The following is a 21,358-nucleotide window of genomic DNA, read 5'->3' on the forward strand; positions in this document are numbered from 1 at the left end:
ATCAAACTCCAGAATTGGCGCCCTTGCGGACGGCTTTGGAAATGGCGCGTTGGATGGATTGGGCGGCCTTCTTTCGGCCCAGGCGGAAGGCTGGCCAGAAGAAGGGCTGGGCCTTGGCTTTCGCGGTGCCGTACTCGACCAGGTGCGGATACCGGGCATCGCTATCGCCTGCCGTGATCATCACCATGTTGTCGGGCACCTCTTCCTCGCCGCCGGGCTGGCTGTAAGGAGGGGTGCTCTTTCCGCCGGGCGTCACCGTGATGCTTTCGATCAGGTTGCCGGTGTCGCGGGAGGTTTCTGCGAGCCGCTTCATGTCGGCGGCCACGATCTTGCCGGCGCGCATCAAGGCCGGCTGCGTGGCGGCAATGGCTTCCTTGGTGGCGCCGTCAATCATGGCGTCCACCCGCTTCGCGCTGCTGCCGTATCGACGTGTCCGAATGCGCGCCATGATCAGAACTCCCACTTTCGGTAGGGGCCGATCAGGGCGAACACGCCTTCAGGAACGGGCGCGGCATCTTCGTCATAGAGGTGCCCCACATAGAGGCGCATGGCTTGGGCGATGGCGGCGGGCACCGCGTCTGCCGTCTCGAAGTCATCGAGCGGCCCCACATAGCCCTCGATGAAGTCCCGTGCGGTCTCCACCAGCCGTTCAAGCTTCAGATCGTCGCCATCAATGGTGATGTTCAGCGCGTCGTGAAGCGACGGGATGGTGACGATTTCCAGGGTGTCGATAACGTCAGCCATGGGCGGCCTCGCGCTTCTCACGGGACTGCTTCCACCGGGAATGGCAGCCGGCGCACAAGGGCTGCCAGTTGCTGCGGTTCCAGAACTTTTTCATGTCGCCGCGATGGGGCTCGATATGATCCACCACAGTTGCCGGCGCGCCGCACTGCGGGCGGGCGCATGTGGGGTGGGTCTTCAGGAACGCCTCGCGCTCCCGGTCCCACTTGCTGTCATAGCCGCGCTCACGGGCCGAGGGCCGGCGCTTGTCCGCCTCGGCCTTCCGGCGCCGCTCGCACGGGCACACCTCGCCAGAGGCGATGCGGTGGCCACAGCCGCAGATGCGAGGGGCGCGGACGGGCATCAGTAGAGCCCCAGGATGTCAGTTGCCGTGGTGGCGGCAGCCACCCGCTTGACGCGAAGCGGGAGGATCGTCCCGGAAGGGACGTTCTTGAGCGTCACCGAGGCGGAATCATCCTTGCCGATCACCACCAGGTCGCCGCCGGTGCCGACATAAAGGGCGCGGGTAGCCTGTGCCAGGTCGGCGTTCGCGGGCGTGATCGCGGCGAGCTTTACGGCTTGGTCGGATACCTGGAGCGCAAAGGAATCGAACGGGTCCATCATTCACCTCGTGTGAGCGGGACGGGGAGGGGCGAAGCATCCGCCCGCCGCCTCCCCTGCGGTCCCTATCCCGGGAATCCGCTTGAGCCCTTGGCCGTCGTCTCGGCTGGTGCTCGCGACCTTTCCCGCCTTGACCCCTCATGGCCGGTTCGCACCGCGGGCGCCGGGGAGGCGGAATTCTCGCTGTTGGGCAGGTCGCTAAGTGCCCTCAAGGTACCGGCGCCCTTTGAAGTCAGGAAACGGGACGGCTCGCCGCGTGGCCGAGGATCGCGACCGCCGCAAGCGGCGCGCTCCCGCTGTTGCCGGCCGGCGTGATGGTGAGCCGCGTGTAACGCTTGTGGCCGCGATACCCGAGCTTGCGCACCACACCGTCATTGGCGAAGGTGAAGCTGGCGTCCGCCTCGGTGCCGATCAGGTCGGCATCGGCCACGGCAGTGAAGCCGGAACCGGATGCGTCCGACTCCTCCAGCAGCACCGTGAAGGTGGCGTCCGCGTCGGCGAGGGTGCCGGTGGCGATCACATAGGCCAGGCTGTCGAAGCCGAGCCGGTCGATCACCGTGCCCACCGCAGCGGTGTTGTCCGACACCACCACTGGAGCGATGACGGCGCGGACGGCGATGTTCGATGCAATGTCGCGCATGTGTGTGTTCTCCTTCCGTCGCCGATCAGCTCACGGCCATCTTGAGCTTGCGCAGGGCCTTGGGCTGGATGACGCCACCGCCCACCCGCCGGGTGGCATGAATGCGCGTCACGCCGTCCGTGGCGCGGATGTAGGGGTTCACCAGGATGGTGAGCGCCACACGGTCCACGATGCGGTAGCCCGTGGCGAGGTCGCCGAACATGATGGGGAAGGCGTCCGCGGCGATGTCGGGCATGTCCACCGCCTCCACCACCGGGCGGCCGAGGATGGTCTCGGGCTGGCCCGCCTGGAAGCTGGGCTGCCAGAGGTAATTCCCCTGTCCGTCCTTCAGCTTGCGGATGACGGCAAGGGTGGTGCCGTTCAGGAGCCAGGAGCCGCGATTGCGATAGGCGGCGGGCAGCGCATACATGAAGCCGATCAGCGCATCGGCCGAAAGATTGGTGGCGTGGCCATTGGCCGTGTAGCCGATGCTGGCATCGGTCAGCAGGCCGGTGGGCTCCAGAACGCCGTTACCCTTCAGGAAGGCGAGGCCCTCCTTCTGGCCAAAGTCTTCGGCGAGCGCGAGGCGCACCTCGGCTTCCGCCTGTCCGGCGCTGTCGGCGAGCAACTGGTTGCTCACGTCAACGAAGGTGTTCACCTCCTTGACCGGGATTTCCAGCTGGCCGAACGCGGGTTCGGAAGCCTCGGACGCCTGCGTCTCGCCCTTCCACTTGGCGTTCGTGATGCCGGTTCGCTTGGGATAGATCACGGACGGCGCGCCGGTGCTGCGCACGCTGGCGACGGCGCGGATGGGGGAGAACTCCACCAGGTCGCGCACGAACTCGGTGCTCATCTCGGCCGGGGCGAGATAGCCGCCCTGCGGGTCGGACGACACCGTGAGGCTCTTCAGCTCTTCGGCGGGCGTGGCGTTGCCGTGGCGCAGATAGGTGGCGAAGGACTTCCGCTCAAGCGTCGGTTCGGCGGGCGTGTCCTTCGTGGCCGGGCGGTTCATCTTCGCCTCGATCTTGTCCAGGCGTTCCGTGAAGGGCTTCAGGTCCACCACCGGAAGCGACTTCACCGCCTTGTCGAGGTCGGCGACCTTCACTTCCAGGGCCGCCGTGTCGGCTGCGGCGCCGTTCTCATCACCGGGCATGCTGCCCTCCTTCGATTTGACTGAAAGGATGCGGGTCCGGCTGGAGGCCGGATTTCGGACAATGCTGATTTCGTGAAGATCGACTTGAGCCAGCACGCGGGCGCCGGATGCGTCCTTGGCGCTCTTGGTGGCGACATAGCCGATGGAGAGCCCACCCTTCCGGCCGGCGATCACGTCGGCATAGACGGCGCGGCCGGCGGGGTTATCGAGGTTGAGGCGGCCTTTCACGCGAAGGCCCATCTCGTCTTCCACGACTTCATCCCATGCGCCGATGGCGGGGCCGGCGTGCTCGGCCTTCATCTCAGGCGTGCGCAGCATCAGGGAGGCCTTGAACGCCCCCGGCTCCACGATGTCGCGCACAGCGTCCGCCGGGCGGCCGAAGAGCGAGGCATATCCCGCGATCTGGCCTGCATCCCCGGCGGTGAAGTTGGCTTTGAACTCAAGGTGCTGCATCAGTGCCCCCTCAGGAGGTCACGGGTGGCGATGCCGCCACGACGAAACTCCCCGAGAACGGCGAGGGCCTCGTCATAGGAGTTGCCATCCCACATGCAGAAGCGAGAGCCGTCCGCCTCCACCAGGTCGATGAAATAGAACGCCTCTCTGCATTTGGAGGGCGTCAGGTCGTCCCTGATGAATCCGCCGTCGAGCTCCGCCCGTGAGGCAGCAGGAAAGGGGATGATATTCGTCATGTGGCGCTTCCCTGCGGCGCCGCGGCGCCGGGCTGGTTCGATCCGGTGTTCGGGTTCGCGTATTCCTCGCCGCCGGCGCGGGGCGGCAGGTCCAGCCAGTCGCGGCCCTCGTTCGGATTGAGGACGCGCGAGGAGATCAGCGAGTTGATGGCAGTGGCGCGCTCGGTCAGCGAGGCGCGCGTCAGGTCGTCCCGGTCGAAGGCGACGCGATGCGTGGGGAACTCTTCCGGCGTGAAGAGCGCACGGCGCAGGCACCCTTCCAGGGCACGGAGCCAGGGTTCCAGCGTGTAAGTAAGGAACTCCCGCCCCATCTGTTCGGCGTTCGACCAGGTGGCGCGCGAAAGGTCGTAGAGCATCTGCGGCGGCACGCGGAAGGCGCGGGCAACCTGGAGGATCTCGAAGGACCGCATTTCCATGAACTGGCTGTCAACGCTGGTCATCGTGAGGGGCGAATACTCGGCCCCGCCTTCCACGATGGCCGTGCCGCCGGACTTGCCGGCGCCGTGCGCAAGCTGCCAGGACGAACGAATGCGGGCGATGGCTTCCGGCGTCATCCGCTCTTTCAGCGAGAGCACGCCAGAGGGTCGGGCGCCGTTGCCGAACAGGCGCGCCGCGTGGGCGTCGAGTGTGAGCGCCAGGCCGATGCTTTCGCGCGCCAGGGACAGCGGCGAGCGGCCGAACGGCGAGCGCAGGTGGATTGTATCCTGGGCTGGAATCGCACCACCGTTCAGGAAATAGCGGCACGCGCCGGTGCCGGTGCCGTCGTCCTGTGCGGTCAGAAAGCCGGGCTGAAAGTGGAGGATCTCCACCGGCCGGCCGTTCACCCGATTGATCCAGCCCAAGCCGCCCGTGTCGTAGATCAGGGCTTGCGCCACCAGGTCTCGCAGGAAGGTGAAGCCGTCCGTCCAGTCGTTCGGCCCGTCCCGCAAGAGCGCGGCCACCGGATGGTCTGTCACCTCGGTCTCGGTGCCGTCCGGCTCGCGACGCTTAACGGTCACGTCGAGGCACGCGGCGGCCTCGCTGATCGCTCGCACGGCACAGGACACGGCAGGGACGGTCAGGGCATTTCCAGGCCCCACGGCCACGCCCGCCGCTGTCTGGGCAGATGCGCCAAACAGAGCGAGCAAGTCGGCATCAGGCGACGCGAGCGACTTGCGTTCAAGTCCGAGGAAGCGGCGAAACCGTTCAAGCATTCCTGAGTGAATGCCTGACAAAATCGGCGCGTCAACAATAAATCTGCCGTCTATCCACCTTATTTTTACGTTTTTATTTTCCGTTATTTATTACTGTTTATGCGTGTATTGGCCTCATCAGGGCAAGGGGGTGTCCTGATCTCTATATTAAGTGTGTTTTTATAGAGAGAGGGAGAGGTGCAGACGCACGAAAGGGTCCGCGGAGAAGCACCCCGCAGACCCTTCCGAAAAGCGTTATCGGCGTTATCGATGTTATCGGGTGTCGCTGTTATTGGCCGATAACGCCGGGGGGCGATAACACCGATAACGCCGATAACGGCCTTACTCGTCTTCGTCGTCCTCGCGCGGTCGCGGAGCCCTTAGGAGGTCCGTCCGCTCGGGGTGGACATAGTGCTTCCCGACCTTCAGCACCTCGCCCGCCTTCGTCATCTTGAAGAGCAGTTGGCGAACGTTCGTGTTGGACCAGCCAAGGGCGCCGGAAAGGTCGCTTGGGCTCATTGGCTCGGTGGCGTCACGTAGAAGGTCAAGGATCTGCGTCCGCTCATCAGAGCGACGCACCTCCGACACTTCACCAATGACGCGCCATCTGCAAGTGGTTCTGTCGAACTCGACGGCGCTTTCCACTTCTTCTATGTCTCGCCCGCGTGCATAGACCGTGCATCCGTTGCTGTCTCGGTCCAGGATCACGGCCGCATCCGCGGCGCCAGTCAGGCCGAGCGTGCCTGACACCTTCTCGAACGGATCGGCCTCGCCGCCGCTTTTTTTCGTGTGGTGCACAATGACGATGGCGACGCCGGTCTCTGATGCCAGGGACTGAAGGGCCTTCACTGCGCCATAGTCCCGCTCATAGGGCGCGGCGTCCTTGCTGGTGGGCGCGGCGCGGAACATCGCGAGCACGTCTATGATGACAAGCCGCGCATCATAGGTCTCATCGATCCACCGGCGAATCTCGTCTATGCCGCCTTCGTTCGCGCGCGGCCATTCGGTGGCCAGATGCAGACGTTCCGGGGCTTCATGGCCCGCGAACATCAGCTTGCGGAGCCGGCGTTGAAGGCGGCGGCGGTTGTCTTCGAGCGCAAGGTACAGGACGCTTCCTTGGGTGCATCGGATGCTCCCGAGACACACCTCGCCCTCGGCAACCGCCAACGCCCATTCGAGGCACATCCAGCTCTTTCCCAGCTTGGGGCGTCCGGCGAGTAGCGTGCACCCTTCGGCGACGTAGCCGGGCACTATGTAGCTCACGGGATCGAAGTGCTCGGCCATGAGGTCGGTGGCCGTGAAGATCGTGGGCGCCTTCCGGGGTGGAGGGCCGCCGCGCCGGGCGAAAGCATCGAGAGGGATAGGGTCCATCAGGCAGCTTTTCTCCGGTCAAGGGGCTGGCGCACGAAGACCCGGGGCGGTTCGGGAGGCGCGAGCATCGCTTGCAGCTCCTTGGCGTGCGCGAGGTCTTCGCCAGACAGCGGCGGGCCGGTGCGCAAGGTCTTCCACGCGTATGTGGGATCGAGGATGCAGACGCCGCGCCCGCCACCGGCGAGCCAACCGAGCGGCGTCCGGTGGGCGGCCACCGGGCCGTCCTGCGGCTGATGGAGCGCATCCTCGCCAAGGAGGATCGCCTTCGCGGTGAGCCGCGCCCATTTGTCGGGCCGGGCGATAGGCCACGCGACCACGTCCACCACTTCGGCGAAGCTGTCGCGGACCATGAGCAAGAGGGCAGGGACGCCGCCGGGGTGATAGTCCCACCGCCTGCGGGCGAAGAACCGAACCTCGGCTTCGGTGATGATCTGATCAGCGATGACGCGATCAGGAACACCAGCGGCGCGAAGGGATGCCAGGGCTTCGCGCGACGGGAAGGCTTGCCCTGCGGCTTCACATTCCAGATGACTCGCAAGGGGGGCGAAGCTAAAGTCCGGGGCGGGAAGGGCAGTCCAATCCGACCCATCGGCGTCGGAGCGGGTACCAGCCGCTTCGGCGCTTCTTATTTCAGGGCGCAAGTGTGCGTTCATGCCGTGCTCGCCTGAATTTCGGAAGTGGATTTGATGGGCGCGCCAAGCGTTGCGAGCGCCCATTCGTCGAGAGCGGCGGGCGTGTAGAGCACCCGAGGCCCGAACTTTTGGAAGGCCGGGCCACCGCCCTTGCAGCGGCGAATGCTCAACGTGATCTTGGCGATGCGCACGCCGTGCACCACTTCGAGATATTGTGATGCTTCTTCCGTTGTGAGGCGGGTTTTCCGAAGATGGGGCGGGAGTTCCATCACTCTTCGTCCTCCCGGATCGCGCCAACAGTAACGGAAGAATTAAGCGCGTATTGCAGGTCGATCATGACAACCGCCAGATTGGCGCGAGCATTGTAGTTGAGTGAAAATATGCTTTTGGCTGCTTGAGACTTGGACACGGCTCCTGCTGTCCAGATCCAAAACGATTTTGGATCAGAACGATTTGTTCCGATCATCTCGGGCGCCATCATGAAATAACCCTCGTCACCGTCTCGTGCGTTGCTAAAGGCCTGCGCAACATCAGGCGGCACACTTCCATCCCGGGACAAGCAGAGGCGGAAAATGCGAGCCAACTCGCGAATTGCACCTACGGCGCATGAAAGGTGGTCGAAGGGGGCCAGCAGCCGCACCAGAAGCAGTTCCTCGTCAGAGTAGACGACAGGGCTGCGCGAGATGGGAATGATGATGCTCTGATCGTGCCAATACTGGACGGATCGGCGCGGAAGAGCCGCGTTCCGGGCTAGAGCCGAGATGGTGTGCATTTTCGTAATTCCTACGTGATGCGTATCAATTACACAATGTGTAACTCTCGGTCAACCCACCCCGCCCGTTCCATCCGCACATCTCGGAAGGTCTGGCCTACCGACGCCAGTCCCGGAAAATCATGGATTGCGATCCGTCCGCGCGGCGAGGTGGGCAAATCCCACTTCGGTCTTGCATGGCGTCGGATGTTGCCGTCCGCCCATCCTCAGAATCTCCGAGGATGCCTTGACAGTTGCGCCCAAAGGTACGGAAGCCGTCCTTTTGACCGATCGCTCGTGCATCGCTCGCACTGTCGGATGTTCCGATAGTGCCCCGCTCCAATTCAGGAGAGGGGGGCTCACGTGACTTTCAGGATCTCCCGCAGCATGCTCATTCGAACTTCATGCTCGTGTTCGCGCCGGTCGTGGTATCGTTCGCCGAACTCGTTCAAAACACCGGGGCGTGACATTGTCGAGTGTACCGGCATGCCGTCTGGCCTTCTTTCGTCGAGCATTGCATTGAGGTGCTGAAAGTCGCGATAGGCGCCCCGCCACGCCTCCATCTTCACAATCAGGTCTTGCGAAATAGTGGGGAGGCGCGAAGAACTCGGCACCGCTGCGGCGGCAGGGAGCGCCACGAAGCCCAGCGCGCGCACCAGGAAGTTCCTGCGGCCGGTGATAAGCAGGTCGCTCATTGCCCCATCTCCCGCAGGTCGCGCATGATCGAGAGCGCAAGGTCTTGGTGCGTCGTGTCGTCGTCCCGCACCACCGGAAGGAGAGCCGCCTTCGCGAGGATCTCGTTCAGCGTGGTGGCCTGAATTTCACAGGCCGCGCCGACGATCGCGTCTTGCTCGGTCAGCACCGCCGCCCATGCTCTTTCCTTTGCGTCGCAATCGGCCCGCAAACGAGCTTCGACCTCAGCGCGGCAGGCCTTATCCTCGCCTGCCATCCGAAGCGCTGCAGCGAACCGCCGGTCCGCTTCATTGTGGATCGCTCGCAATTCCATCTCCCTCTTGATGGTTGCCGCGAAGCGCGCCTTGAGCCCGATAATCTCGGCCTCCACAGCGCTCATTGGCGCCGATGTGCTGGCCACCGCAGGGACAGCGGCGAGCGCCGCGCCGGCGGCAACGGCGGTGCCCAGGAAGGACCGGCGAGAAGTCAAAGAGGGGGCGTTTGCCCCGAGCGCATGCTCGGACATTGCGTTGCTCCTGTTGAGCGGTTGTGATATTTACACTTGTGACGCTAGCACAGGGAATATGGCTTGTGAAGCCTGCACAAGTGAGAATGGCGCGCGCTGCGCTGAACTGGACGCTCAGCGACCTTGCAAACGCATCGGGCGTGCACCGTAATACGATCTCGAATTTCGAGACTGAGAAGTATGCCGGCAGCGCAGAGGCCTTGACCGCGATCCGCGCGGCGCTGGAGGCGGCCGGCGTGATCTTCGTTGCGGAGAATGGCGAGGGGCCGGGCGTGCGATTGAGGAAGGCGCGATGATCGATCAAATCCCTCCTGAATGGATTGCTGCAATTACCTCCTCTACGGTAGTATCAATCGCGGGGGTTATTGTTGGAGCTTATTATAAGGCAAAGGTAGAAAAGAGTATTCAGCATCGATATGATGCGAAAATTGAGGAAATACGTTCTGGATTCCGGGCTAGCGAAGAGGCTCTCAAGGCGGACCTGCGTGCCAAGGCGGATCAGATAACTGCTCTGCGCAGTGGTGCGCTGACCGGGTTGGCAAATCGTTACACGTCTTTGGATAAACGCAGATTGGAGGCGATCGATAAGATTTGGACGTCGGTAATCAGAAGGTCTAAACTAAAATTTGCTGTCAAAGTCATGGGTGGAATAAATGTAGATGTGGCGCTAGATCTTTCTAGGGATAATGGTCCGGATGGCGCTGCGGTTAGGGAGTTTGCATTTTCTATATGGAAATTGGCAGATATAGACGGTTTAAATAGCTCTGATATTCCGGATACAGAAAGGCCTTTCCTTCCGCCTATGGTGTGGGCCATGTACTCCGCATATTTCCATGTCATTAGTCATGCGCTTGCTCAGTTGGCGGGAATGCGCACAGGAGTCGGGAAAAAAATACTTTCAGATCCGGCGCCTACGCTTGCTCTCGTTAAATCAGCTCTTCCCCATCAATCCGAATTTATTGACCAGCATGGCGTGAGTGGGTTCACGTCTTTAATAGATGAGTTGGAGGATTCATTGCTTCGTGAAATTCAGAATAGTTTACATAATCCAGATGCAGATTTTGCGAACCTAAAGCAGGCCGCTTCAATTTTAGCCGCGTCGGAAAATTTATCATCGTACTCACAAGAAATCATTGTTCCGCCGTCAGTGTTGGCTGCTGCTCCGCGCGATATGAAATCTACCTAGGGAGACAAGGCAACAGGATCCCTCGTATACACCAACACCGCGTTCAGGTGGTGGATACAGCGGCCCGTCACCGAGTCGGGCGCTTCAACGCCTCCGCGATCCGCGCCGCCGTCCGCTCGGCCACGGCCTTCAGCGGATCGTCTGAAAGGTGCGCATAGCCTTCGGTGGTGCGCGCTTGCTTATGCCCTAGCACCTTGCCCACCAGATAGAGCGGGGCGCCGTCCGCCACGGCGAAGGACGCGTAGGAGTGCCGCAGGTCGTGAATGCGCACGTCCGTCAGGTCCGGCGCCAGGCTCACGTCCTCCCCGGCTTCCGTTGCGCGCTGGCGCGCAAGCTCGGTTGCCCGCACCCTCACAGATTCCCAGGCCGATTGCAGGCCCACCAGCGGGCCGTCCTCGCTGCCCCGGATCGCCCGCAGGACGTGAGGGTTCCCCTCCTTCCGCTCGATTACCTTGAGGATCTCCACCGCCGGCAAGGGGAGGGGGACGGTCTTCGCCCCGGTCTTGCTGTCGGGCAGGCGAATAAGGCCCCGTCCCCAATCGATCCAGGCCCATTGCAGGCCGAGGATTTCGCCCTTCCGGCATCCGGTCAGCATCAGGAGGCGAATCGCCGCCGCCATGCGCGGGTGAAGCCTCGCCTCGTCCTCCATCTCTATGAGCGCGTCGCCGATGGCGGCCACCTCCCGTTCGGATAGGAAGCGCTCCATCGTCTCGCCTTTGAGCAGCTTCACACCCCGCGCCGGGTTCTTCTCCACAAGCTCCCGGTCCATCGCGAAGGTATAGGCGGCCCCCAGCGCCGCCACGGCGCGCGAGGCAATGCCCTTTCCGCCCCGCACGCGCGCCCGCCCGCGCCATCCCGTCTTCACGTCAGCAGCCGTCTTGCCGGCCGCCACGTCGGCTTGAAGGCGGGCAACGTCTGCCGAGGTGACGGCCTTCATGGGCTTCTTGCCCAGGAGCGGGAGGACATGCCGGCGCAGGTTCGATGCGTCGGTTTCCCAGCTTGAGGGCTTCTTGTTGGGCTTGGCGGCCGGGCCTTCGGAAAGATAGAGCTCCACCAGGTCGGCGACGGTCAGGGCCGCCCGTGCCTCGGCCTTCGCTTCCAGAGGATCGCCGCCCCGCCCGATCTGATGGAGCAATTCGGCCGCCTTCCTGCGGGCTTCCTCGACGGTCCAGGGCGAGCCGTGCTTGCCGATGGTATAGCGCCGGCTTCGCCCGCCGGTGATGCGATACTGGAGGACGTAGGACTTCACGCCAGATGGCATGATGCGCAGGCCGAATCCCTTCACCTCGCTGTCCCAAATGATGGCCTGCGAGGGGCCGGCTTCCGCGGTGTCCACCACCCTCTTTGTCAGCCTCGGCAAGGCCCCCTCCCCGCGCCCGTGTAAGCACCATGTAAGCACGGGAACGAAAATCGGGCCAATATCGGCAAAGCGCCATAAACGTCAGAAATCGCCTAAGTCGTTGATATAGAACAGGATAGATGCGAGGCGAAAAGAGCCGATATGTCAGCAAATGGCGCCGGAACTGAAATCGCACTGCAGAGGTCAGGGGTTCGATTCCCCTCGGCTCCACCAACCCGGTCTTCCTGCAGAATTGAATGTCGTCCACCTTCGGACGCGGTGTGCCATGGTCCCGGCGCGCTCAGATGCCGCCTTTATCCTCCGTCAATAGACCAGGGGCAGTTGTGGGATCGGATCTGACCTTAGGGCATGCATATCGCCGCGCGTGACGCGCCTGCCGGCCCTTGATAGCTTGGACTGAACAGTCCCGTTTCGACTGCGGTCAAACACCGGGGTGGGGTCATGGCATCGAAGCAGGGCTTCAAGACGCTTGTGGCCCCCAATATCTTCGACGCCTACGTCAATCCCAATCTTCTCCTCTATCTCGTCGCCAGCAACCTGCTGTCAGCGTCCACCTGGGAGTTCGCCGAGAAGATCCGGGCGCGCGTTGCAAACGCGAATGGGGGCGGCGCGCGCCCGATCCGGCGCTCCATCGAGGAAATCCAGAAGGTGCTGGATCGCAGCTTCCGGCACCTCCATGTGACGCAAGTGGCTGAGCTTTACGGCGAGCTCGATCTTGCTGCCGAGCGCGCGCGGCTCGGGCCGGCATGTGTTGATCTCGCGCTCGGCCAGATCCTGTCCACATTCGAGGCGCGCATCCGGTCCGGCGCCATACCCGCCGCAGGGCTTCAGCCGGCCATCGACCGGATGGCTGCGAGCCGGTTTCCAGCATACAGCTACGGGAATATCGACCTCATACGCGCCAAGAGGACCCTGTTGGGGTCCTCGCACGCCTCGGTGCGGGGCGTGACCTCTTGCGTTGATGAGACAGCCATATTCGCCGCCCTTGCCATGACGCTCCAGAAGGGATCGGTGGCGAACGTCATTGCCTTGAGCAGCCCGTCGCACACTTCTGCCTTTGGCTGGACCAGCGAAGGTGAGCCATGGTGGTTCTATGGAAAGAACAGGATCTACTTCGCCGACGGGTGGCGGACAGCGGTGTCGCAGGCACAGGAGGGAGGGGCGCAGGAGGTGTTCGATGCGTGCCTTGGCGACCTCAACCGCATCACCTCGGTGGCCGGCACGTTTGATCTGGAAACCGGGCAGACCAGCCTTCCGGACGCCCATATCGACGAGATCGCCACGCAGATGGACGCCTTTTTCGGCGTGCGGCTGAGGCAACTGGATGCCGCCTTGTCCAGGCCACGCCTCTCCTGCGCGGAGGATCCTCTGGCGGATTGCCTCAGGGAGCTCCTGGGCGCACCCTCCTTGGATGCGGCGGAAGAAATCCTGGCCGCGGCCGATGACGAGGCCTCCCAAGGCGTGCTCTATGCCTACCGGTCCCTGCTGGTGAAAGACCTTCATCCCTATCTGGAGGCCGCGCGGGAGCAGCCGAAGTGCAGGCAATTGGGGCTCATTCTCTCGAGCCCCGCGGACGCGCTGTCCGTGATCGCCTCCATGGACGGGGCCGCCTCGATCTTTGGCAGCCGGGACCGCATTGCCATGCCGGACGAGACGCTTCTGTTCCGCGCGGGGACCGACCGGGACAAGGCGCTCCTGCTGCATGTCCTGCTTGAACATCTAGCGCCGCGCGCGGGCATGTCCGGCGCGGTGGAGACAGCCTTTGGGGCCACAAGGAGCTTCGTGAGGATCGGCGAATGCCTTTTCGATGCCGGGGCGGGCAAACCTGTGTCCGAGACCTCCGAACCGATTCTGTTTCGGTTCGGGGGCGAGCTTTAGGGGCCATATGCGCGTGATCGCGCCGCCCTGTCCGTCATCGTGATCACGCGCCTATGCCGGATGTTTCGGTGTGGTATTATGGTGTGAGTGTGGCGGGGGCGGTGAACTTGGAAAATCGAGGTGGTGGGCAATTGGCTCGGGTTGCGTTCGAGCGCGTGGATCTCGGGGTATGCGAACAGCGGGATGAGATCCTCGATATTTCGATGGCGTATTTTCAGTGGATGAATGATGAAATCATCGCACGCTGCAAATTCTCGATCCCAGATATCGTGGGAATGAGCCTCGATACATATGTTTCCTATACAACCGACATCGGTCGCCGCATTGGGCCGAATGAAGGCGGAGTTTATGTCCGGCGGGATGATGCTGGGCAGATCATGGCCATGGGCGGCATTCGGCGGCTTCCCGATGGTGCGGCGGAAATCGTTCGCATCTTCACCCGTCCGCAGTTTCGCGGCATGGGGCTTGGCACCCAGGCAGTGGATCATCTTCTCACCGAAGCGCGCCAGCTTGGCTACGGGATGGTCCGGCTTGATACCGGCGTCTTCATGACGTCCGCCCACAAGATCTATCATGCTGCGGGCTTCCAACTGTGCGAGCCCTATGCCGGGGCGGAGCCGCCGGAGCGGCTTCTTCCGTACTGGCTCTACCTGCAGCGCAGCCTCTGATCTCAAGCCGGAAGACTGCCCCTGCACTTGCGGCTAGAGCATGCGCCAATCAGATGGCATCGCCATCTGATTGGATCACGCATTCTCTATCAATGGGTTAGAGGGCGATTCACCCATCAGATTGATTCAATCTGATGGGATCGCGCTCTAGTGAGCCGGCCAAGCGCTCATCTGCGACCGCCCCAGGCTGAAGGCGGACCGATGGCCGGTCGGAGGTCGTCACCCGCTTGCGACGCCTCCATCGCGGATCGGCATTTTGTCGTTCGTCGCTGAGAGGCGCGGGCCTGAAATTCTCACGGCCGGCGGGCGAGTAAAAATCAACGCATCATGTCAATAATGTCTTTCTTTTATACAGTGAAATCATGAATTAGTCGTGTCCTTTTGGGAATTATATAGAATTTCTTTCGATTCCCGAGGAGGGTTTTATACTTTGTATTTTCGAGGTTGGTGGAGGGTGTGTTTCTTATTCGACTAGAATATTATTCTCAAATGACATGAAAGAGTATGTAATAAATATAGTGTTTACACAAATTGGTAGCATGTTAATGAGTAGAGGATCGATCAATATGCTGCAAGATTTTGAAAGCAATCCTTTTGATTGCCGTGGCTCGATGTGCGGCGGAGCGTGGTGGGGGATCCGATGCATCTGCGTAAGGCGCTTCTTTCGGGGGTCAGCGTTACCCCACTCCTGATGGCCGGCCTGTGGCTCACGACGGCGCCCGGCGTGGCGCAGGAGATGTCCCTTTACAAGGTGGAGAAGGGGGCGGACGGCAAGGACTGGTATTGGCAGCCACGCCCCGGGGGAAGTGGAAGCGATCCGGTCGATTCAACCCCGGGCGCTCCGGCCGGCGACGTGCGGGTCAGCGCGACGGTCGCGAATACCGCTTCCCCTGCCAAGTCCACGATTGTGGAAGTGGGGTCTGTCGGAGGAAAGGGCACGGTGGGCGAGCTGTTTTCCGCCGGCGGCATTTCCGGCTCTCAGTTCTACTACACGCCGGGCAAGGATGGCGGCTCGGCCGGCAATGTCGCCTTGACCCTGAGCGGATCTGTTGTCGGCAACGCAAGCCTGGCATCGGACACGGCGCTGCTCTCCATCTATTCGCTGGGCGGCGACGGGTATGTTGGCCGCGACGGACCCTCGGGTCCTGGCGCGCCAGGCAAGGGCGGTTCGGCCGGGACCGTGCAACTGGACCTTCGGGCAACGCTTTCGACCACGGGGGATCATTTCGGTGGCGTCTGGGCGAGGTCCCAGGGGGGGCAGACCGGCAAGAATGTTCCCGATGCCTGGGCCATCGGCGTGTCCCGTGCCAATGCCGGCCTCTATCCCGGCGCGAACGGCAATGACGTCACCGTCAGCCTGAGCAAGGGCGCCGGTGTCTCCACGCAGGGGGCGTACGCGCCGGGTGTCGTTGCGGAGTCCATTGGTGGTGCCGGCCTTGATGGTGGCAGCTACAGGAACATTCTGCCGGGCGCCGGTCGGGGTGGTGCCATCTCCTTCGTCAATAACGGCAAGGTGGTCACGGACGGAGCAACGTCCACCGGTGTGCTTCTGCAGTCGGTGGGTGGGCGCGGCGGCCGGCAGGTCGCGCAGGCGCCGTCCGGCGACTATACCGGGGAATCCGGGGGCGGAGCGGGCGGCGATGCCGGCAATGGCGGCGCCATCACGGCTCTTCAGGCCGGCTCGATCGAGACCAGGAAGGACTATTCCTTCGGCATTGCCGCCATGTCCATGGGGGGCGTCGGCGGCGACGGCGCAAGGGCGACGGGCGGGCGGCCCGGCGGCAATGGCGGCGCGGCGGGCAATGGCGGCAGTGTGACGCTCCAACAGACGGGCACGATCACCACGCGTGGCGAGGGCTCCATCGCTCTGCTCGCCCAAAGCCTCGGCGGGGGAGGGGCGGTGGACGCCTTTCAGCGCGCGGACATCACCCCTGGCGCGGTCAAGGGCGGTGGTGCGGGCGGTGGCAGTTCGTCCGCCTTCTGGCCTGCCGGCGCGGGCGGAACGGGCGGCGCGGGTGGCAATGGCGGGACCGTGTCCGTGGTGAATGACGGCACGGTGTCGACCTATGGCGATTCTGCCATCGGCGTGCTGCTCCAGAGCGTCGGTGGCGGTGGCGGCGCCGGGGGCGGCTCCAAAAGCGTGTTCAGTATTCTCCTGGGCACCGCGGCCGGCGGCAATGGCGGTGGCGGCGGCGATGGCGGCCTGGTCGAGATGGGCGCCTCATCCTGGAAGGCCCTGCATGGCGGCCTTCAGCCCTCCATCACCACCAATGGCAATTCCGCCAGCGCCATCGTCGCGCAGAGCATCGGGGGGGGCGGCGGATCCGGAGGCGCGGCGCAGGCAGGCTCTGCGGGCCTCATCTTGTCGCTGTCCTATGCCGTTGGCGGCGCGGGCGGCAAGGGCGGGAAGGGTGGCTCTGTCGTTGTGGACAACACGTCCAACATCATGACGTACGGGAAGGATTCCCACGGCATTGAGGCGCGCAGCGTCGGCGGCGGCGGCGGCCGCGCGGGAGATGCCTCAGCGCAGGCGGCGGCGGCCTCTCCCCCGTCGACCCCCTCCTTTAGCGTTAGCTATTCCGTGGGCGGAAGCGGCGGCGACGGTGGGGCCGGTGGTTCTGTTTCCGTCGACAACCACGCGATCATAACCACGACGGGGGAGAAGTCGTACGGCATCCTCGGCACCAGCATTGGCGGCGGCGGTGGAAGTGCGGGCGGGGCGTCGAGCCTGTCCGATGTGGCTGGCATGTTCAAGAATCTCACGGCCTCAGTCGGGTTGGGCGGAAGTGGTGGCGGAGGTGGCCATGGCGACCTCGTCAGCATCGTGAACGAGAATTCAGTGGAAACGAAAGGCGCCTTCTCAACAGGCATCATGGCCGTCAGCATCGGTGGTGGAGGCGGGGATGGAGGCTCAGGAAGCGCGTCCGCCAACAAAGGCATTTCGACCGACAATCCCATCGCTTCTGTATGGTCGGAAGCCCTGCCCGTGGCGGACACCTTGGCCTTGAAGTTTGCCGTGGGCGGCTCAGGAGGCAGTGGTGGCGACGGCGGCCTGGTGATCGTGAACAATTTGGGATCGGTGCGGACCTCAGCCAACGAGGCGAAGGGAATCGTGGCGCAATCCATCGGGGGCGGTGGGGGCAATGCCGGCGGCTATCTCAGCAATGCGACCGGAGAGTATTCCGGCAGCCTCACGATCGGTGGATCGGGGGGCGGCGGCGGTGCGGGTGGAAAGGTCTCGGTCGCGAACGCCGCCGACGCCCTGGTGAAGACCACAGGCGATGGATCGGCTGCCATCTTCGTCCAGAGCATCGGCGGTGGCGGTGGCGTTGGCGGCTCTATGTCGGGCTCAAAGAAAAGCGGCTCGGTTCCAGGCTCGGTCGAGGCCGCGACGGATGCGGTCGTCAAACTCGCGGACGAGATTTTCAAGATCAACAAGGCTGTGGTCGCTAAGGCTCCGGACTTGGGTTTGGACCTTGCTTTCTTCGAGAAGAAGGGCTCTGAACAAGAAAAAATAAAGAATGCCAAGGCGGTTCTCGATTTATTCAAAACTGGATGGAGTGTCATTAAAGATGACATAAAAAAGAACGAGGAAATCAGAAACAAGAACAAGGAACGTGTTGCCAGTGGGCTTCCGCCCATTCCGGAAATTGAAATGCCGGAAACGTTGGCGAGGGCGTTCTATGAAGCCGTGAAGGCCGACCTGCTCGACACCTTGAAGGAACAATTCACGGATGCGTTGAAGGACGGAATTAAAGAGCTGGTGGGCAAGGCGCCGGACGGAACGAAAAACCCAGTTTCCATCAACGTCAGCATAGGCGCCAGCGGTGGCTCGGGCGGGGCGGGCGGCGATGTGGACATTCGCAATGCCGGCCTGCTCACAACCGCCGGAAATATGTCCTATGGCATATTCTCGCAGAGCATCGGCGGTGGTGGTGGCGCGGGGGGCGGCGGCACGACCAACGGGTCCAACCTCTACAATATCGGCGTGTCCGTCGGAGGAAGCGGTGGGGCAGGGGGCGCCGGTGGGGCGGTCCTCGTCGCCAATTCCGGAACGGTGCTGACGCAAGGGGGCGGGTCATTCGGCATCATGGCCCAGTCCATTGGCGGTGGCGGCGGTGTCGGCGGGGGGGCTTCGAACACCGATGCGGTGGCCTCGGTGTCCGCGGCCGTCAATGTGGGCGGCAAGACGGCATCGCCGTCCAACGGGGGAAGCGTGACCGTCAACAACACCGGTCTCATCTCTACAGCCGGCCAGGAGGCCCACGGCATCGTCGCGCAGAGCATCGGTGGTGGTGGCGGCGCGTATTTCCTGGACCGGAAGTCGCCCGTCTCCGCCGATCTGCTTGTGACGTCGCAGCAGGCATACGATGCGCTGCTGATCGCCAATGAACTGCTTAAGGATTTCGGGCTCGGGGGCATTGGCACGTTCAGCGATGCCACGCGATCGGGAACCTCGCTCCTTCCTCCGTTCGTGGCGTTCGTGAATATTGGCGGCAGGACCCGCGAGGGAGAAGAGAAGAGCGGAACGAGCGGCGGCGCCGGTGGCGCGGTGGTCGTGCACCAGTCGGGCGTGATCGAGACTTCGGGCCTAGGCGCCTTTGGCATTCTCGCCCAGTCCATCGGTGGTGGCGGCGGCTTTGGAGCCCACGCGCTGCCGGCATCGGACCTGGTTCGCAACACCACTCTGGGAGGAACCGCGGGGACAAAGGGGGATGGTGGCTCCGTGCTGGTGGAACTGGCCAACAATGCCGCCATCCGGACGTCTGGCGCCGGGGCCACGGGCGTGTTCGCGCAATCGATCGGCGGCGGTGGCGGCTATGCTGGGGCAGGGCAGGGAACCGTCACCCTGACCAAGCCCACTGAGACCGTGAGGGTGATAACAATCCCGGGAAGTCCATTTGATGAATTTCCCCGAGACGTATACGTCACTGAAAAGCACGGTGTTTCCGGCAATGGCGGGTCCGTCAACATCCAGTCTGCGAACGACGTCCCCTGGGGGCAGTTCTCCATAGCCACCACTGGAGAGCGCGCGCACGGCATTTTCGCGCAGAGTATTGGGGCGGGCGGTGGCGCGTGGTTCAACCTGGATGGCGGCAATCTTCCGCTCTCCAATGCCAGCGCCAGTCGGGATGCTCTGATGCAGGGCGCCGGCGGAAATATTCGCATCGATACACGGGGGACGATTTCCGCCACCGGCAAGGACTCCTACGCCATTTTCACCCAGTCCGGCGTCCAGAAGGATGACGGCTCGATTGACCGGACGCGGGAAATTCGCACCGACAAGTCCGACTATGCCACGGCGATCTACCACAAGGGCACGCTGTGGGGCGGTTCCGGCTCGGGCGCGGCCATCCGCATCGATGGCGGACACCGCAACTATGTGCGGCTCGAAGCCATGGACGCTGAGAGCGTGGTGGGTGCCTTTTCCGGAAAGGCCATCATCGGATCCTTCGGCACGGACATCGTCGACAATTACTCGCGGGTGATCGGTGACGTCGATCTCGGCGGCGCCATGGCCGACGGCAACGCGTTCCGTAACCGTGCGGGTGGCACCTACCAGAGCCTTGCCGGCACCGGAAGCGTCCAGCTCGGGGTCGGAGGTGAATTCGTAAATGACGGCATCCTGAATATCGGCGGCACCGGCACGTTCGGCACCCTCACCGTCCAGGGCAAGGAGTTCAGGCAGACAAACAGCGGCGCCCTCCTGGTGGATGTCACCTCGACGCCCACCCCTGGCGGGCCGAGGAGCGACCTCCTGCGCGTCCAGCCCGCCGATGGTGGGCTGGCGCCCTCGGTGATGCTGGGCGGTGGGCTCAAGGTCAATGTGATCGGCGGCCTCAAGCCGGAGGACTTCAAGGTTGTGACCACGTCCGGTTCCATTTCCGGTCCCATTTTCGCAGGGGGCGCCAACTTTGCTCCCTTCGGTTGGCAGGCTCGGGTGGAAACGCCGTCCGGTCAGGGGGCTCAGGCCCAGGATCTCTATATCCGGCCCGTGGCGAGCTTCACGTCGGTGGCCGGGGCACCCGTGACACCGACCGAGCGATCGCTGATGCGCTACCTCCAGGACGCCTGGAGCGCGCCGTCCGTCAGTGGCAGCATGGCCGATCTGTTTGGAGACTTGGCCCGGCTCACATCGGTCGAGGACTATCTGCGCGCCATCGATTCCATGAGCCAGGAGGAATCCTCCAGTTCGCTCACCACGCAAACGCTGGGCGCCCGCGCCTCGATGCATGCCGCGCTGAGCTGCCCGGTCTTCGAGGGGGCGAGCACGCTGATGCAGGAGACAGACTGCACTTGGGCCCGCATCATCGGCACCTGGACCGACCAAACCAGTTCCAGCAGCACCTCCGGCTACAATCAGAGTGCCATCACCTACAGGGTGGGTGTGCAGCGCGAGGTGATCGACAATTGGTTCGTGGGCGCCACCGCCGGCTTCACGCAGGCCTGGCTCAACGATGCCGAGGGCCTCTCCTCCACATCGGGCAATAGCGGCGATGCCGCCTTGTCGCTGAAGCACCAGGCGGGCCCCTGGCTGTTTGCCCTCTCCGGGCATCTGGGTTTCGGCAACTACAAGACCAGCCGTATCATCGACTTGGGGACGGAGAGCGACACCGCGCAGGGCACGGCCAATGTGCTCACCACAGGCGGCCGCTTCCGCGCCAGCTACGAGTTCGCCTATGCAAACTGGTATCTGAAGCCCTATGCGGACTTCGACGTGCTCTACACCTACATGCCGGCCTATCACGAGCAGGGCACCGGGGCCACGTTGGATTATTCCTCCGCCAGCCAGGTCAACTTCGCCTTCAGCCCGAACGTGGAGATTGGCGGGAGAGTGGACCTGTCGCCGAATCTGTGGCTGCGGCCCTATGGCTCGGCGGGCATGACGTTTTTCGCCAAGGACAGCATGCCCATCGGTGTCAGCTTGAGGGATGCGAGCGATGTGATCGGCAATTTCGTATCGGAAGTCACCATCCCGTCGAGCCTTGTCAATCTCTCCGCCGGCCTGCAGCTGTTCGATACCAAGGGCTACGAGGTCCGCGCCGAGTACAAGGCGGATATCGGCAACAACTATCTTTCCCAGGAATTGAGTGCCCGCTTCGCGGTTCAGTTCTAGAGCGCGATCCACTCAGATTGAATCAATCTGAGTGGTGAATCGCCCTCTATCACTTTGAAAAGAGACGGATTCACCGATCACACTGGACCGCATGACGAGCCAGTGTGATCGGATCCGGCGCCAAAGGGTGCGAAAGCTCGCAAAGCCGCTGTGCTCCCGCCCATCCGGCGGGCGCGCAATGGAGCCGTCGGCCCAGCCAAGATGGCTTGGCATCGATCGGTAT

General features: G+C 63.2%; 20 protein-coding genes. 5 read left to right on the plus strand and 15 right to left on the minus strand.

The window, feature by feature from the left end; genetic code table 11:
* Position 1: 1 nt before the first annotated feature.
* The 14 genes from J5J86_RS20725 to J5J86_RS20790 all read right to left on the minus strand — a co-directional run bounded on the left by J5J86_RS20725 (position 2) and on the right by J5J86_RS20790 (position 8,926).
* Positions 2–448: an HK97-gp10 family putative phage morphogenesis protein gene (locus tag J5J86_RS20725; protein ID WP_247657739.1), complete on the minus strand. Its 447-nt coding sequence runs from the start codon at positions 446–448 to the stop codon at positions 2–4.
* Positions 449–450: 2 nt separating this feature from the next.
* Positions 451–744 (minus strand): head-tail connector protein, encoded by a 294-nt coding sequence (locus J5J86_RS20730; RefSeq protein WP_209101587.1) that lies wholly within the window; start codon positions 742–744, stop codon positions 451–453.
* Positions 737–1,084 (minus strand): HNH endonuclease signature motif containing protein, encoded by a 348-nt coding sequence (locus tag J5J86_RS20735; RefSeq protein WP_209101589.1) that lies wholly within the window; start codon positions 1,082–1,084, stop codon positions 737–739. Before J5J86_RS20735 ends, J5J86_RS20730 begins: the two co-directional genes overlap by 8 nt.
* Positions 1,084–1,341 (minus strand): spike base protein, RCAP_Rcc01079 family, encoded by a 258-nt coding sequence (locus tag J5J86_RS20740; protein ID WP_247657740.1) that lies wholly within the window; start codon positions 1,339–1,341, stop codon positions 1,084–1,086. The genes J5J86_RS20735 and J5J86_RS20740 overlap by 1 nt, the downstream gene beginning before the upstream one ends.
* 232 nt (positions 1,342–1,573) lie before the next feature.
* Positions 1,574–1,981 carry a hypothetical protein gene (locus tag J5J86_RS20745; RefSeq protein ID WP_209101592.1) on the minus strand — a complete coding sequence of 136 codons (408 nt, stop codon included), beginning with the start codon at positions 1,979–1,981 and terminating at the stop codon, positions 1,574–1,576.
* A gap of 25 nt (positions 1,982–2,006) precedes the next feature.
* Positions 2,007–3,566, minus strand: a complete 1,560-nt coding sequence (locus J5J86_RS20750) for a phage major capsid protein (protein WP_209101594.1) — start codon at positions 3,564–3,566, stop codon at positions 2,007–2,009.
* Positions 3,566–3,802, minus strand: a complete 237-nt coding sequence (locus J5J86_RS20755) for a hypothetical protein (protein WP_209101597.1) — start codon at positions 3,800–3,802, stop codon at positions 3,566–3,568. The genes J5J86_RS20750 and J5J86_RS20755 overlap by 1 nt, the downstream gene beginning before the upstream one ends.
* A complete protein-coding gene (locus J5J86_RS20760; RefSeq protein WP_247657741.1) occupies positions 3,799–4,929 on the minus strand; it encodes a phage portal protein in 1,131 nt (376 codons plus the stop codon). The genes J5J86_RS20755 and J5J86_RS20760 overlap by 4 nt, the downstream gene beginning before the upstream one ends.
* A 387-nt stretch (positions 4,930–5,316) precedes the next feature.
* Positions 5,317–6,258 carry an AAA family ATPase gene (locus tag J5J86_RS20765; RefSeq protein ID WP_209101603.1) on the minus strand — a complete coding sequence of 314 codons (942 nt, stop codon included), beginning with the start codon at positions 6,256–6,258 and terminating at the stop codon, positions 5,317–5,319.
* Positions 6,259–6,344: 86 nt separating this feature from the next.
* Positions 6,345–6,998 carry a hypothetical protein gene (locus J5J86_RS20770; RefSeq protein ID WP_209101605.1) on the minus strand — a complete coding sequence of 218 codons (654 nt, stop codon included), beginning with the start codon at positions 6,996–6,998 and terminating at the stop codon, positions 6,345–6,347.
* A complete protein-coding gene (locus J5J86_RS20775; RefSeq protein WP_209101609.1) occupies positions 6,995–7,246 on the minus strand; it encodes a hypothetical protein in 252 nt (83 codons plus the stop codon). The genes J5J86_RS20770 and J5J86_RS20775 overlap by 4 nt, the downstream gene beginning before the upstream one ends.
* Positions 7,246–7,749: a hypothetical protein gene (locus J5J86_RS20780; RefSeq protein WP_209101612.1), complete on the minus strand. Its 504-nt coding sequence runs from the start codon at positions 7,747–7,749 to the stop codon at positions 7,246–7,248. The genes J5J86_RS20775 and J5J86_RS20780 overlap by 1 nt, the downstream gene beginning before the upstream one ends.
* Before the next feature lie 338 nt (positions 7,750–8,087).
* A complete protein-coding gene (locus tag J5J86_RS20785) occupies positions 8,088–8,423 on the minus strand; it encodes a hypothetical protein (RefSeq protein WP_209101615.1) in 336 nt (111 codons plus the stop codon).
* Entirely contained in the window at positions 8,420–8,926 is a 507-nt protein-coding gene (locus J5J86_RS20790) for a hypothetical protein (RefSeq protein ID WP_209101618.1), read from the minus strand. Before J5J86_RS20790 ends, J5J86_RS20785 begins: the two co-directional genes overlap by 4 nt.
* 86 nt (positions 8,927–9,012) lie before the next feature.
* Here J5J86_RS20790 and J5J86_RS20795 point away from each other — a divergent pair, with 86 nt between their 5' ends.
* Together J5J86_RS20795 and J5J86_RS20800 are read left to right on the plus strand one after the other, a co-directional pair.
* Positions 9,013–9,222, plus strand: coding sequence for a helix-turn-helix transcriptional regulator (locus J5J86_RS20795; protein WP_209101621.1), 210 nt, complete (start codon positions 9,013–9,015; stop codon positions 9,220–9,222).
* Positions 9,219–10,112 carry a hypothetical protein gene (locus tag J5J86_RS20800; protein ID WP_209101624.1) on the plus strand — a complete coding sequence of 298 codons (894 nt, stop codon included), beginning with the start codon at positions 9,219–9,221 and terminating at the stop codon, positions 10,110–10,112. Before J5J86_RS20795 ends, J5J86_RS20800 begins: the two co-directional genes overlap by 4 nt.
* 67 nt (positions 10,113–10,179) lie before the next feature.
* Here J5J86_RS20800 and J5J86_RS20805 read toward each other — a convergent pair whose 3' ends face one another.
* Positions 10,180–11,472: a site-specific integrase gene (locus J5J86_RS20805; RefSeq protein ID WP_209101627.1), complete on the minus strand. Its 1,293-nt coding sequence runs from the start codon at positions 11,470–11,472 to the stop codon at positions 10,180–10,182.
* A 441-nt stretch (positions 11,473–11,913) separates the two neighbouring features.
* Between J5J86_RS20805 and J5J86_RS20810 the strand changes: the two genes are divergently transcribed.
* The 3 genes from J5J86_RS20810 (at position 11,914) to J5J86_RS20820 (ending at position 21,135) form a co-directional block, all read left to right on the plus strand.
* Complete coding sequence (locus J5J86_RS20810) at positions 11,914–13,350, plus strand: hypothetical protein (RefSeq protein WP_209101630.1); 1,437 nt, start codon at positions 11,914–11,916, stop codon at positions 13,348–13,350.
* A gap of 53 nt (positions 13,351–13,403) precedes the next feature.
* The gene (locus J5J86_RS20815) at positions 13,404–14,018 is read left to right on the plus strand and encodes a GNAT family N-acetyltransferase (RefSeq protein WP_209101633.1); all 615 of its coding nucleotides are present in this window, start codon (positions 13,404–13,406) and stop codon (positions 14,016–14,018) included.
* Positions 14,019–14,709: 691 nt separating this feature from the next.
* Entirely contained in the window at positions 14,710–21,135 is a 6,426-nt protein-coding gene (locus tag J5J86_RS20820) for an autotransporter outer membrane beta-barrel domain-containing protein (RefSeq protein ID WP_209101636.1), read from the plus strand.
* Positions 21,136–21,358 lie beyond the last annotated feature (223 nt).

The sequence above is a fragment of the Aquabacter sp. L1I39 genome (assembly GCF_017742835.1).
In the GTDB taxonomy this organism is placed as follows: Bacteria; Pseudomonadota; Alphaproteobacteria; order Rhizobiales; family Xanthobacteraceae; genus L1I39.

What these genes read in the sequence shown, in the direction of transcription:
- J5J86_RS20725 (WP_247657739.1), bottom strand. Translation starts at nt 448, where the DNA reads ATGGCGCGCATTCGGACACGTCGATACGGCAGCAGCGCGAAGCGGGTG.
- J5J86_RS20730 (WP_209101587.1), bottom strand. Translation starts at nt 744, where the DNA reads ATGGCTGACGTTATCGACACCCTGGAAATCGTCACCATCCCGTCGCTT.
- J5J86_RS20735 (WP_209101589.1), bottom strand. Translation starts at nt 1,084, where the DNA reads ATGCCCGTCCGCGCCCCTCGCATCTGCGGCTGTGGCCACCGCATCGCC.
- J5J86_RS20740 (WP_247657740.1), bottom strand. Translation starts at nt 1,341, where the DNA reads ATGGACCCGTTCGATTCCTTTGCGCTCCAGGTATCCGACCAAGCCGTA.
- J5J86_RS20745 (WP_209101592.1), bottom strand. Translation starts at nt 1,981, where the DNA reads ATGCGCGACATTGCATCGAACATCGCCGTCCGCGCCGTCATCGCTCCA.
- J5J86_RS20750 (WP_209101594.1), bottom strand. Translation starts at nt 3,566, where the DNA reads ATGCAGCACCTTGAGTTCAAAGCCAACTTCACCGCCGGGGATGCAGGC.
- J5J86_RS20755 (WP_209101597.1), bottom strand. Translation starts at nt 3,802, where the DNA reads ATGACGAATATCATCCCCTTTCCTGCTGCCTCACGGGCGGAGCTCGAC.
- J5J86_RS20765 (WP_209101603.1), bottom strand. Translation starts at nt 6,258, where the DNA reads ATGGCCGAGCACTTCGATCCCGTGAGCTACATAGTGCCCGGCTACGTC.
- J5J86_RS20770 (WP_209101605.1), bottom strand. Translation starts at nt 6,998, where the DNA reads ATGAACGCACACTTGCGCCCTGAAATAAGAAGCGCCGAAGCGGCTGGT.
- J5J86_RS20775 (WP_209101609.1), bottom strand. Translation starts at nt 7,246, where the DNA reads ATGGAACTCCCGCCCCATCTTCGGAAAACCCGCCTCACAACGGAAGAA.
- J5J86_RS20780 (WP_209101612.1), bottom strand. Translation starts at nt 7,749, where the DNA reads ATGCACACCATCTCGGCTCTAGCCCGGAACGCGGCTCTTCCGCGCCGA.
- J5J86_RS20785 (WP_209101615.1), bottom strand. Translation starts at nt 8,423, where the DNA reads ATGAGCGACCTGCTTATCACCGGCCGCAGGAACTTCCTGGTGCGCGCG.
- J5J86_RS20790 (WP_209101618.1), bottom strand. Translation starts at nt 8,926, where the DNA reads ATGTCCGAGCATGCGCTCGGGGCAAACGCCCCCTCTTTGACTTCTCGC.
- J5J86_RS20795 (WP_209101621.1), top strand. Translation starts at nt 9,013, where the DNA reads ATGGCGCGCGCTGCGCTGAACTGGACGCTCAGCGACCTTGCAAACGCA.
- J5J86_RS20800 (WP_209101624.1), top strand. Translation starts at nt 9,219, where the DNA reads ATGATCGATCAAATCCCTCCTGAATGGATTGCTGCAATTACCTCCTCT.
- J5J86_RS20810 (WP_209101630.1), top strand. Translation starts at nt 11,914, where the DNA reads ATGGCATCGAAGCAGGGCTTCAAGACGCTTGTGGCCCCCAATATCTTC.
- J5J86_RS20815 (WP_209101633.1), top strand. Translation starts at nt 13,404, where the DNA reads ATGCCGGATGTTTCGGTGTGGTATTATGGTGTGAGTGTGGCGGGGGCG.
- J5J86_RS20820 (WP_209101636.1), top strand. Translation starts at nt 14,710, where the DNA reads ATGGCCGGCCTGTGGCTCACGACGGCGCCCGGCGTGGCGCAGGAGATG.